We start from the raw sequence: 13137 nt of genomic DNA, 5'->3' as shown, positions 1-13137 counted from the left end.
TCTGATTTTTTCATCAAAATTAATAGGGTGCAGCGTACTGCACAGTCACCAAAGTTACAAACTCTTTGTCTTGGACTGCAATGTTATCTTTTTTTGCATGTCACTCCTTTCCTTCTTTTCGGAACAGGAAGCCACCGCGTCAAAGGTCTGGACAAACAGGTTTTCCTCCCCAAGTATGTCGACGATTCCACTACTGTACAGAATGTCCCTTGTGGGGCCTATGGCCGCAGCGATCATGAAATGGATACCCCTTTGCCTAAAATCCAATATGATGCGTTCCAACATGGCCGAGGCACTACTGTCTATATAATTGATGGGTTCGGCATTCAGGATGATATACTTCAGAACGGGGCCCTTTTTCGCCATTTGCCGATAGAGTTGCTTTTTGAAATAATCCTTGTTCCCGAAATACAATTGGGCATCGAACCGTATGACCAGTTTGTCGGCATCCACTTCAACATCCCCCGAGAAACGGTCGATATTCTTGAAATAGTTGGTGCCCTTGATCCTTCCCAAGACCGCCATGTGCGGTTTGGATATTCGATACACCACCAGCATCAGGGACAGCAATACCCCGAACAGGATTCCCTCCATCAACCCGATAAAGAGCGTCATCAAAAAAGTGGCGGCCAGCAGCAGGAACTCGTCCTTCCTGTTTTTCCAGAGGGCCAATGGGTATTGGACATCGATAAGTCCTATCACGGAAACGATGATGATGGCACCCAAGATCACCGCGGGCAGGTTATAGAACAAAGGGGTCAGGAAGAGCAGTACCCCTGCAATAATCAGGGTACTAATGATCAGGGACATTCCCGTCTTGGCCCCGGCTTGATCGTTCACTGCTGTCCTAGAGAAACTTCCGGAGACCGAAAAAGACTGGAAAAACGACCCCAAAACATTGGAAAGGCCCAGTGCCCGAAGTTCCTGATCGGGATCCAGTTCGTATTCCGGATGTTTTTCCTCGATGGTCTTGGCGATGGAGACGGACTCCATGAACCCGAACAATGCCACGGTGATGGCAATGGGCATCAGTTGGCCCATCTTGTCCCATTGGAACTCGGGCGCCTGAAAACCGGGAAGCCCTTTTGGAATATCGCCCACAATGTGGATTCCCTTGGTCTCCAAACCAAAAATCACCACGGCCAAGATACCAAGCACCACCATCAGCAAGGGAACTGGCAGTTTTTTGTTGAACTTGTTCAACAGGAATATCAATGCGATGGACCCCACGCCAAGTCCAAAGGTAAGCCAGTGGATATACCCCAAACTTCCGATGATATTGGGGATCAGTTCATGTACCCTGCTGGTCTGTGCAAAGTTGGTGCCCAATATATGGTTCAATTGTCCCAAGCTGATCAAAATAGCGGCGGCCGATGTAAACCCACTGATGACCGGTTTGGACAAAAAGTTGACAAAGAAACCCATCCTGAAGAAGCCCATCAAAAGTTGCAGCCCCCCAATGAGCAGCGTCAAGAAAAGTACGGCTGCCACATAGTCCTCTTCATTGAGCAAACGCAGGGCACCTACGCCGGTTGCGACCAACAAGGAATCCATGGCCACAGGGCCCACGGCCAACTGTCGGGACGTTCCCATAAGGGCATACACCAACTGGGGCACCAAAGCGGCATATAGTCCATAAATAGGGGGCATTCCCGCTATCATGGCATAGGCCATTCCCTGGGGCACCAACATGATTCCAACGGTAAGGCCCGCAGTGAGGTCCCCGCGCAGCAATGCCTTGTTGTATGTGGCCATCCATGCTAAAAATGGAAAGAACCTCTTGATCATGCGGTAGGTTTTATGCAAAAATAGGGAGCCCAAGGGCAACCCACGGTAACTTAGGGCACAAAGTTACAGGTCCACCACTTGGATGTAACTTCTGTGTAGCACCAGTTTTTTCATTTTTTCGAGCTTTTTCAACAATCTGGAAACCACGACCCTAGAGGTATGCAGGTCATAGGCAATCTCCTGATGGGTACTCTGGATCTTGTTGTCGTTGGTGACTTCCACCTTCTTTTTGAGGTAGTCCACCAAACGTTGGTCCAAGTTCTTGAACGCAATACTGTCCACGGTCTGCAACAACTCGTTCAGGCGGTTGTGGTAGCTTTCGAAAACGTAGTTGCGCCATCCTTTGTACTTGCCCATCCATTCTTCCATTTTCTGCACGGGAATCATCACAATGCTGGTATCGGTCTCTGCAATGGCCCTGATCTCGCTCTTGGTATGCCCCATACAGCAGGCCATAGTGACCGAACAGGTCTCCCCTTGTTCCAGATAGTACAAAAGCAGTTCGTCGCCTTCCTCATCTTCCCTAAGGACCTTTATGGCCCCGGACAACAGTAGGGGTATACTCCTGATGTACTGACCGATATCCATGATGGTCTCTCCCGCAGGTACTTCAACTAGTTTGCCAACCTCAAGGATCTCCTCCATCAGCGGTTTTTCAAAATGTCCCCGGAACGTCTCTAAAAGTTCTTCTTTCATGTTGTAGAAATCGCCCTCCTAAGGTAACCATTTTGAAAAAAAGATGCCCTGTTTTCGCATTCCCATCAATTGCAAGGCCCATACCTTAAGGTATGGGCCTTGAACATACTAATTAACTGAAATAAAACCTACTTAAACTAAAGCTTTAGGAGCGACCCTTCCATTTCTTTGGGTACAGGGACGTCCAATAGATTCAATATTGTGGGTGCAATCTGGTTGGAATGCAACTGTTCTTCTTGTTTTACCTCGCCCAAGGCTTTGACCCCTTTTCCAAAAGTGACCATCCAGACCTCATTGGCCCCTTTGATATCACTCCCGTGTCCTCTCCAAGTATCCAAAGGTTCGGTTCCCCTACCGTGGTCGGTAGTGATGATAAAAACGGTTTGGTCCTTATAAAAATCATCCTGTTGGGTAAAGTCCCAAAGCTCTTTGATCAAGGCATCGGTATTGTGGGCCGATTTCAGATACGCTTGATAATCGCCATCGTGGGCAAAGTCATCCGTTTCCCCATAAGAGACAAATACCAGCTTCGGATGCGCCTTTTTCATGTGTTCCAAGGCATAATGGTGCGTAAAGGCATCCAAACGAACGCTCCCCCAAGGGCTTGGAATTTGATCCTGAAGTTGGTTCAGGAATTTTTCCCTTTCGGTGAGATTATCGGCGGCCGTTTCAAAACCGGCATTCACAGGAACCCCGGAACGCTCCGCATTGATGATGGACGGGAATACATCCCAACTGCCAAAGGCGGCCACTTTGCCTTTCCCTTCCGGAGTATTGTTGTAACGCTCCAAAATGGTGGTGTTGGGGTTGGGTACCTTGTCATTGCTGCGGATATTCTTGTCATCGGCGGTCCCGGTCAGGATTTCGTTGTAACCCGGATAGGAAAACCATAGGGTATTGGTCAGGTCCACTTTGCTGCCCAAGTCTCTGTTGCCGTGCAATTGGCCCATTTTGGACACTTGGGTCCAGAAAAAGGGCATCAAAACTTCTCTTCGCTCTTGGGGGGTTTCTTTCCAAAAAGCCTCCTTCAATGCGTCTATTTCGTGAACATAGGTTTTATTGCCGATCAATAGGGAATCGGCACCCGTGAAGAGCTCTTGCCAACGGTAGCCGTCCAAAGTGATCAAAATGATCTTGGTGTCGGAATCTTGTGCATTGATCTTTAGAAAAGCTGTCAGGGCAACAAAAAGCAATATCTTCTTTTTCATTTCTGTTTGGTTTTGAATGATGCGGTTTCAGACCAATCACTCCAATTGAGGTTTTGATCCCGGTAGCGGACCCTCCAATAATAAGTGGTCCCCGATTTCAAGCGTTTGGTCTTTTCATCGGTAAGATCGTCATTTTTTTGACGGTCTTCCTCATAGTACCAGTTTTCGAATTGTTTCCAACTGTCCAAAGCCAATTTTTCAAAACCCTCGGTTTCAGAAACCTGCCAATGGGCGGCGGCATGAAAAGCTCCGTTGATCGGACTTGAAAATTCCCCAGCCTTTAACATAGCAAACTCACCTTCAACCTCCGCATCGATTGAAGGGGAAATGGTTTTGGGCGCATCGGGTTTCTTTTCGAGTCTCCAAATAGTGATGCTATCGCGGAGCTCATTCTCCCTAAACTTGGATTCATTGCCACGACTGATCCGTTTGATGGTAAATTTGGGGTCGTTTCGGTTGCCATCCACTTCCACCATCACAAAACCATATTCATCCTGGGAAACGGTAAACTCATCGTAATCCCTGCCTTCGAATTCGCCCCAATTGTCTAGGGAGCCCCCTGCTGAAGCCACATTGATCCATAAATGTTTATGGTCCTTGGACTGTCCACGGGAATATCCGTGTGTATGTCCAAAAAAATGAACGCTTGGTTTTCCGGTCTTTGTGGAGAATTCCTCCAGCATTTTGACCACTTTTCCTGTAGATTCCTCTTCCCCGGGAATCCAAAGCTCCGATTTGTGGGGATGGTGGAGCTGGGCAAAGACAAAATCGATATTGTTGTCCTTTTCCGTTTCGGCCAAGACCTTTTCCAGCCACTGGTATTGATCTTTCAAATCCCGATACCCTTCATTGGAGTTGAGTCCGATCACACGGGTATTGCCGTAATCCTTGTACCACCAATGTTCCGCAAAGGCGGGGGTACCGTTTTCGGGCAGACTGAAATATTTGAAGTAAAAAATGGAGTTGCGTTCATGGTTGCCCAAAACTGGATATACGGGCACCTCGGCAAATAATTTTTGGGCGGGGTCAAAAAAGTGTTCCTTCCACTGGTAGTATTCGCTCCCACTGGCCACCAAGTCTCCCGGAATCATCACCATGGCCAAATTATCGGGCAATTTGCCGCCATATTCCTTTTTTAAATATTGAATGATGCCCTCGTTCACCACTTCTGAAAATTTATTCGGGTTTTGATGGTCGTATTGCATGTCGCTCATGGCAACAATGTTGAACGATTCCTCATCACTGGCAAACGGCGGTGTCTTGAATTGAAAGATTTCCGATTGCGCCTTGCCCGTTTTCACACGATAGTAGTATTCGGTAAAGCGGTCCAAGCCTGTCAACTTTACAGTATGTACCCTGGATGCTGAAAAATTGATGCCCTCGGCCTTGCCTTGGGCCTTTTTGCCCAATTTTGGCGAAGTCCCATATTCCACAATGCTTTCCTCTCCATGGGAGGTCTCCCACATGATGGTGATGGAATGGGGCTCGGCATCCTGTAGATAGGGTTGTATCAACATCTTTGGCTCCGTTTGGGCCATCATCGGGGCGATGCCCACAAATAGGCAGATCAGTAGTTGGTTGATTTTTTTCATTAAGCTATAGCGTTGGTTTTTAAAAAGGCTTCGTTCAATATTTCCAGGGCTTTTTCCAGTTCTTCCCTGGATATGGTCAAAGGCGGGGAGAGTTGCAGTACGTTTCCTTTGGAAACTTTGAAACTCAACCCATTCTTAAGGCATTCGTACATGATTTCCTCAGCTTCGGAACTCGCTTTTTCCTTGGTGGTCCGATTGGTCACCAATTCGATGCCCCATAACAGCCCGACTCCTCTTACATCTCCAATTAGAGAGTATTTTCGATGCATTTTGTAAAGGGCCTTTTTCATGAATTCCTCATCAGCCTTTACTTTTTGCAATAGATTTTCTTCTTCGATGATTTCCAAAAGGGTCAATCCGGCGACAGAACCCAACGGGCTTTTTTCGTGGGTGTAGTGCCCCAAGGAGATATGCCCGAATCGATTGTACTCTTCACGGGTGACGATGGCCGCTTGGGGAACAATACCCCCGCCCAAGCCCTTGCCCAAACAAAGAATGTCCGGTTCAATTCCGAACAGTTCGTAGGCGAACATTTTTCCGGTGCGCCCAAAAGCAATCGGGATTTCATCCAAAATCAACAGTACCCCATATTTGTCACAAAGTTCACGGGCTCCTTGCCAATATTTGGCGGAAGGAATCTGCACATCGGTGTTGCGTATGGTCTCGGCCAAAAAGGCACCGATCTCATCATCCTTGGACAACACATGCTCCAAATACTCCAATGCCTTCTCCTCGTTCCCTTCAAAAATACCGCGATAGGTAATGGGTGGCGGAATGCGTTCCACGCCCGGCATCAACGGCCCCATATGTTCCTGAAAAATGGATTCGCCTCCTACGCTGATGGCATCCAAGTTTGCGCCATGGAACGAATCCCAAAAGGAAACCACCTTATGTTTTCCAGTCACCGCACGGGCCAATTTTAAAGCAATACTGATGGAAGAGCTGCCATTCGGGGTAAGCAAAATACGGTTCAGGCCTTTTGGGGTGTAGGACGTCAATTTCTCGGCAAACCGGATGGCCTTTTCATTGGTATATCTTCGGGTTGAAAACGTGAGTTCCTGAAGTTGTCCCATGAGCGCACTCACCATTTTTGGATGGGAAAATCCCACTTGGTGCACGTTGTTGCCATGAAAATCCAGATATCGTTTCCCAGAGATACTCTCCAAATAAGAGCCTTCGCAATTTTTCAAAACGTCCAAACACGGGGTGGACATGGATTGGTGCAAAAAGTATTGGGCATCTTTTGCCAACAGTTCCTTGGTCTGGTCGTTCACTTCTTCCTTTAACCATTCGCCCCTTGCAGAGGTAAGGTTGATGTCGCCTTCCACAACAGATTCTGCGTTGTGCCTATCGTGCTTCATATGGTTGATTTTATGCTATTTTTCCCTGTACAAATGGTTGGCGGGAATGATCTGTTTGGGAATAGTGGCCCCTTGGTACTTCACATCCAAGTGGTAGCCTCCCCCTCCATTAAAAAATTCTACCCTGACCAAATGTTTGCCCTTGGTCAATTCCACACCCTCTCCACGCTCCATAACACCATGGTCGCCGTCGTTGTCCACCACTAATTTTCCATCCACATAGAGTTTGCTACCATCATCGCTGTTGGTAAAAAATCCATATTTCCCTTCTTCAGGGATGTCCAAATAACTTTCCAGCACCAAGGCCACCTGTTCTTGTTGGACACCTTCCGTCAATATCGCTTTAGGGGAGAATTCTGTCACAAAACCCCTTTTTACAGGTTTCAAGGTAGAGAAATCGGGTAATTTGTCCATCCCTTCGCCATAATACATGGTATAGGCAACAGGGCCTTCTTTGATTTCAGAAACCAATCGGAAATTGGCCTCCGCAATGGTGCTCACCAATTGCCCTTCTTGAAAAATCCCGGCTTTGACAATCTCGGTTTGCTTCAAATAGAAGGTATCTTGATATGTTTTGCTGTTTTCTAGGGTCGGAACAGCATTGCCAATGGCATACCTAATTTCACCTATATTGTTGGGGTTTTGCATCACCACGGCAACCGAATCTGATTTGAAAATACCTCCTGCTGGTTCAAAATGGCCTGCATCGGGAAGAATCTTGGGTTGGGCGATCCGTTCTTTTCGTTTATAGATCAAATTGGGTTTTTCGTTGCCGATAAAAGCTCCTTTTACAGGTCTCCCGATCCAAGATTGGGGTGTTTGCAGTCCCATGGCATAGGCCACGGTCGGTGCATTGTCGTATTGGTAAACGGTCTCTTCAATTTCGTACCCTTTTTTGATGCCGGCCCCAAAAAGAATGAAGGGAATCTCCATTTCGGCCAAACTTTCTCCTCCATGTCCCAAACCGATTCCTCCGTGATCGGCAGAAACGATGAACAGGGTCTTTTCGAAAATGCCCGCTTCTTTGGTGGCATTGACAATCTCCATGATCAAGGAGTCGGCCTTTTCCACCGCTTTGAAATACTCAGGAGTGCCATGGCCCAAGGAGTGACCTGCATGATCTACATGGTCCAAATGCACAAAAGTGAATTTTGGGGTGTGTTCTTTGATATACTTTACCGCCTGTTGTGTGGTATTGTCCTCGTGGTCCCCGTCAATGTCAAAATCCACATCTTCTTTTTCGAACAACCGTCCAAATCCGTCCCAATCGTAAATGGCCCCTACATGGGCATCGGGTTGTTGGTCATGGAACAAGGTGAAAATGGTAGGAAAGGTTCCATTTTTGGTCGCCACTACGGGAGGCAACTGGTGGTCGAACTTTTCCCACCCATTCGAGGTGATGCCGTGCTGCTCGGTATCGGTACCCATGATCATGCTGGCCCAATTGGGGCTGGAACTTGAGGGTAAAACCGAACGGGCATGCATGGTGGCCGCCCCGTTTTGGATCATGGAATCCATCATAGGTGTATGTGCCTTCTGGATGCCATTGGGACTCATCCCATCCACTCCAATGATCACAATATGTTGTATATCAGTGTTTTTATCTGTGTTTTGAGTACAGGCCGATAAAAAAATCGTGACCAAACCAATCGCAAAAAATACATTCTTTGTCATGTGATTTTATTTTAACAACAATGGCTGCCCCGTTTCCGGGGCAACCATTTGTCGGTTATTTAATGGTCAACTCTTTTTAATACCTGTTTCCAGTTTCCCACCAACCGGGGGTATTGATGTCGTCACCTTCACCGCCCATGGCTTGGACCGCTGCATCGTAATTGGCCTTGTTCAGGGTCTGCTCCGAGGAAGGGTACAGAAAGCGGACGGGATAGCGCCCTCCGTTCAAGTCATCTTGACCGGTTTCCAAAGCGGGCATTCCGGTCCTTCTGTAATCCATCCAACCTTGATAATCCACATTCCAAAGGGCAATGGTCTTTTGGGTCAACAATAGTTCCAAAGTGCCATCGTATTGTACCGTTGGCCCTGCCAAATAGGTGTCGATGTCCGCATCTGGAACTCCCCAGTAGGACAGACTAGCCCTTATGCCTTCATTGTAATAGGTTTCGGCATTCCCTGCGATAAAACCTCTTTCTGCAGCTTCGGCCAAAATGAACTGTACTTCTGAATTTTTCATGATGTATGCCTGGGCAGCCGTTCTGGAAAAATAGAACAGTTCCACATCCAAGCGGCTTGGGCTGTATTGGTCGTCATAGGCACGGGCATTGTCCTGATTGAGACCGATGGGAATTCCCACCCATTCGCCATCACTGTTTCGGTCGAACCAGATATCCAATCTTGGATCGTTGAAGTTTTCAAAATAGCCCAATAGCGTGGTACACAAGCTCTTTTCATCGAACCCACCGATACGACCGGTGCTTTCGGGCCAAGAGTCCGTGTTGGACGTACCGCTATATATCAGTGTGGCATTATCGTCATTGGAGCCGATGTAATTGCCAGCATTCACGATGGCCTGCATTTCTGCCGAAACATCCCTTCTTTTCGAAATTCGCATCAAATAGCGAAGACGAAGTGAATTGGCCAATTTTCTCCATTGCGCAGCATCGCCATCATAGATGACATCGCCGGATGACCCTGGAATGGCCTCCCCTTTCGCCAATGCGGCATCGGCATCTGCCAAATCCTGTAGCACACCGTTGTATACGGTTTCCTGATCATCGTATTTTGGGGTAAAAATACCTGAACTCTCTCCGGACATTGCCTCTGTATAGGGCACATAGCCATAAAGGTCCGTAAGATTGGCAAAACTCAAAGCGCGCATGGTCAGGGCAATTCCTTCATACGTTGCATTCTGTGTGCCTTGGGCCCTTGAAATTTCCAAAATATCATTGATTTCGGGCAAATAGCTGTAAAACAGGTTCCACATCCCTTGATCTCCCCAGTCAAACTGGCTGAAACCGGGGAAGTTGTTCTTGGCCATCAGCTGGGTGATGGTATTTCCATCGCTGTAACCCTCTTGGGTAAGCTGCCGGGTAAGTTCGGAAGTCACGGTGGACAACAACAAGTTGGCGCTTACTTGTTCGGGGGCGTTGGGGTTGGAGTTGATTTCCTCAAAATTTTCCGTACAGGAAACCAAAACGCTTCCTGCGAACAATAGTGATGTTATGACGTTTGATGTTTTCATCTTCTTGATTCTTGGGTATTAAAATTCTACGTTTAGATTCAGACCGAAGCTTCTGGTGCTTGGCAGGGCCATATCCTCAACCCCTGGCACGATGGTACCACCGGATAGGGAAATGGTCTCGGGATCCACATGGTCGTTCTCCGTCCACAAGGCCAGGTTACGACCGACCAAAGCAACGGATGCCGACCTCAACGGGGTCTTTTCCAATAATTTTCTTGGGAAGGTATAGCCCAGTTTCACTTCTCTCAGTTTTACATAGGTGGCATCGAACATGGAGCTTTGCTCATTTCCGCGATCATACACGTGGGAATAGTAATTGGATGCATTTACACTGGTGGTGTTGGGGGTATATGACCCATTTCCATTGTCGACCACACCTTGGGCAACGATTCCTGATTCACGTCCGGGTACCGTAAAGTCGAGCATCCCTGTTGTTCCTCCAATGGCCACTGTTCTGGAATGGTAAACCCCTCCCTGTCTCCAATCGAACAAGAATCCGAACTTGAAGTTCTTGTAGCTAAAGCTGTTCTGGAAACCGACCATAAAATCTGGATTGTAGTTCCCTAGGTTTCTGAGTTCATTGCTTCTGATGGGAAGACCGGAATTGGGGTCGATGATCCATTGTCCGTAATATGGGCTGCTTTTATCGGTTACCTGTTCAAAACCAGTTCCGTACAAATCTCCCATACGGCCACCTACTTCCGCTACCACTTGCAGGTAGTTGGATTTCACCAAATAGCTATCCAATCCATCGGTAAGTTCCTTGACCTCTCCTCGGTTGGCGGTAAAATTGATATTGGTGTTCCAGCTAAAGTTATTGGTCTGAACCGGGGTGGCGTTCAACGTAATCTCCAAACCTTTGTTCTCCACTTCCCCAGCATTGATGACCCTGCTGCTGTAACCTGATGTATTGGAAACAGGAAGGGAAAGAATCTGGTTGTTGGTCACCGATGTATAGGCCGCTACGTCCAAGCCCAATCTACTGCCAAAGAACCTCACATCGGCACCTACCTCAAAGGAGTTGGTACGCTCAGGTTTCAGGTCGGCCAATTTTAGCTCAGAAGGTGAATATACCCTTGAGAAACCATTAAACGTGTTTCCAAAACCATAAGTGGCGGCCAAATTGTATGGATTGGTATCGTTACCGACACTGGCCCAACCTCCCCTAAGTTTTGCAAAGCTGATGGCTTGGGGCATGGTGAACATATCAGAAAGGATAAAGCTCAATCCCACGGATGGGTAGAAGTAACTGTTGTTCCCATCAGGCAAAGTGGAGGACCAATCATTACGTGCGGTCACATCCAAAAATGCATAGTCTTTATAGGAAACGTTCGAAAAGGCATAGAGACTGTTCACGGTAAACTTGCCATCATAATCGCTCTGCGTCAATGGTTCGGCTGCATTACCAAAATTATAGATGCCAGGGATGGACAGTGAGTTGGCACTAATCCGCTGGTACCTGTTCTTTGAGGAACGGTGGTTGCCACCAAACGAAACGCCGAAATCAAAATCTTGATTGATCTCCGTGTTGTAGGCCAACAAGAAATCCGTATTCTGCTCGTAGGCATACGTGAAATCCTCCCGATACTGTCCATTGGGGAAACGCTGGGTGGAATAGGCCCTTTTGCGCTTGTCCAATTCGTTAGAATAATCGAAACCGGAACGGAACATGAAACTAAGGCCTTTGGCCAACTGGATATCCGCCCTGAGGTTGGTGATCAAACGGTCCTTGTTAAAGGCATTGGTGTTTTCGAAAACCGTGAAGAACGGGTTGTCGTGATAGTTGTAGTTGTAGTTGAATTGCTGCACCCCTTCCAGTCCGGGCTGCCAGTAATCCCTTAAATTGTTCATGTTGATGTGACGTCCAAACCAGATCCAGAGGTACATTACGTTCTCGGTACCGTAGGAGTTGTTCGGACGGTTGCGCGAATTGGAATTGATATAGTTCATGGAACCGGTCACCTTTAACCAATCCGTTAGGTTATAGGATCCGTTCACCTGATAGGCCCTTCTTTTAAAGTTGGAGTTTGGGATCACACTCTCGCTCTGAAGATCGGTAAAAGAAACCCTGAAATTTCCATCCTCATTGCCACCGGTCAAGGCAATATTATTGCTCAGTGTAAAACCGGTCCTGAAGAAATCGTCAATATTGCTTGGCTGCGGTGAAAATGGCGTGGCAATGATCTCATCGGCAAAAGTACCATCAGAATTCCTTGGCCTTACATGCACATCTCCTGCACGCAGACCACTTGTGGTAGGGCTATCGTGCTGTGGGATCAACTGTCCGTTCAAGGCAGGACCCCAGCTCTCATCCACATGGTCGTTGATACCACCCGTCAAGGAACGGTTCTGTCCACCATCATTGAAGGCGAACTGGCCGCTAGACCCCTGTCCGTAGCGGTTTTGGTATTTGGGCAAGGTCAACAGATCTTCAAATGTGGTGTTGTTGGTATATGAAACCCCGATTCCTTTGGAACCCTTACCCGATTTGGTGGTGATCAAGATGACCCCATTGGCACCTCTGGAACCGTAAAGTGCAGTGGCATTGGGCCCTTTCAGCACGGTCATGTCCTCCACATCGTCCGGGTTGATGTCCATGGCACCGTTACCATAATCAACGCCCATGTTACCCTCGCTTCCAGTGTTGTTCACATTGTTGTTCACGGGGATTCCATCGACCACAAATAGCGGGGAGTTGGCATTGGGACTGGGGTTCAATGAATTTTCACCCCTGATGATGATCTGTGAAGTGGACCCAACGCCCGAGTTTCCACCCGTGACCTGCACCCCTGCCATTTTACCGGCCAGCGAGTTCACTACATTGGTCTCCTTTGCCTCAGATATTTCCTCCCCGGAAACTTTCTGTACGGCATAGGCCAGCTTTTTGGTCTCCCTTTGGATGCCCAAGGCCGTTACCACCACCTCGTCCAATTGTTGCGAATCGGGCTGTAGCATAATGGTTGCCGTCGTCTTTCCCGCTGTGTCAAAATCTTGGGACACATATCCTATATAGGATACCTCCAAGATCTCGCCTCCCTGTGAAAGCTGAATCTCGAAATTCCCATCAAAATCCGTGGCCACACCTATGGTGCCTCCTTTAACAACCACGGATGCCCCAGGCAAGGGCACATTGTTCTCATCCACCACCTTTCCAGAAAAGGTGCCTTGTGAATAGCCTATGATACTTACGGTAAAGGCAAGTAAAAACGCTACGATTGATTTTTTCATTTGTTGAATATTTGTAAATATTGGTTAATTATTTATCAACAAATATCCAACACAAGAGTTAAGAC

At 47.6% G+C, this 13137-nt stretch carries 8 protein-coding genes; all 8 read right to left on the bottom strand.

Going from position 1 to position 13137, the window contains the following annotated elements:
* Positions 1 to 54: 54 nt before the first annotated feature.
* The gene (locus tag DB398_RS08475) at positions 55 to 1788 is read right to left on the bottom strand and encodes a SulP family inorganic anion transporter (protein WP_108424128.1); all 1734 of its coding nucleotides are present in this window, start codon (positions 1786 to 1788) and stop codon (positions 55 to 57) included.
* A gap of 63 nt (positions 1789 to 1851) precedes the next feature.
* The gene (locus DB398_RS08470) at positions 1852 to 2484 is read right to left on the bottom strand and encodes a Crp/Fnr family transcriptional regulator (protein WP_108423966.1); all 633 of its coding nucleotides are present in this window, start codon (positions 2482 to 2484) and stop codon (positions 1852 to 1854) included.
* Between the two features lie 137 nt (positions 2485 to 2621).
* A complete protein-coding gene (locus DB398_RS08465) occupies positions 2622 to 3692 on the bottom strand; it encodes a sulfatase-like hydrolase/transferase (RefSeq protein WP_108423965.1) in 1071 nt (356 codons plus the stop codon).
* Positions 3689 to 5284 carry a fibronectin type III domain-containing protein gene (locus DB398_RS08460; protein WP_108423964.1) on the bottom strand — a complete coding sequence of 532 codons (1596 nt, stop codon included), beginning with the start codon at positions 5282 to 5284 and terminating at the stop codon, positions 3689 to 3691. Before DB398_RS08460 ends, DB398_RS08465 begins: the two co-directional genes overlap by 4 nt.
* Positions 5284 to 6645, bottom strand: a complete 1362-nt coding sequence (gene pbfA / locus DB398_RS08455) for a (R)-1-hydroxy-2-aminoethylphosphonate ammonia-lyase (RefSeq protein ID WP_108423963.1) — start codon at positions 6643 to 6645, stop codon at positions 5284 to 5286. Before pbfA ends, DB398_RS08460 begins: the two co-directional genes overlap by 1 nt.
* Positions 6646 to 6660: 15 nt before the next feature.
* The gene (locus DB398_RS08450; protein WP_108423962.1) at positions 6661 to 8319 is read right to left on the bottom strand and encodes an alkaline phosphatase family protein; all 1659 of its coding nucleotides are present in this window, start codon (positions 8317 to 8319) and stop codon (positions 6661 to 6663) included.
* 76 nt (positions 8320 to 8395) lie between these two features.
* Positions 8396 to 9844 carry a SusD/RagB family nutrient-binding outer membrane lipoprotein gene (locus DB398_RS08445; protein WP_108423961.1) on the bottom strand — a complete coding sequence of 483 codons (1449 nt, stop codon included), beginning with the start codon at positions 9842 to 9844 and terminating at the stop codon, positions 8396 to 8398.
* Between the two features lie 18 nt (positions 9845 to 9862).
* Positions 9863 to 13072 (bottom strand): SusC/RagA family TonB-linked outer membrane protein, encoded by a 3210-nt coding sequence (locus tag DB398_RS08440; protein ID WP_108423960.1) that lies wholly within the window; start codon positions 13070 to 13072, stop codon positions 9863 to 9865.
* Positions 13073 to 13137 lie beyond the last annotated feature (65 nt).

The sequence above is a fragment of the Flagellimonas amoyensis genome, assembly GCF_003058265.1.
Lineage (GTDB): Bacteria > Bacteroidota > Bacteroidia > Flavobacteriales > Flavobacteriaceae > Flagellimonas > Flagellimonas amoyensis.
This window is presented reverse-complemented; position numbering and strand designations above follow the sequence as displayed.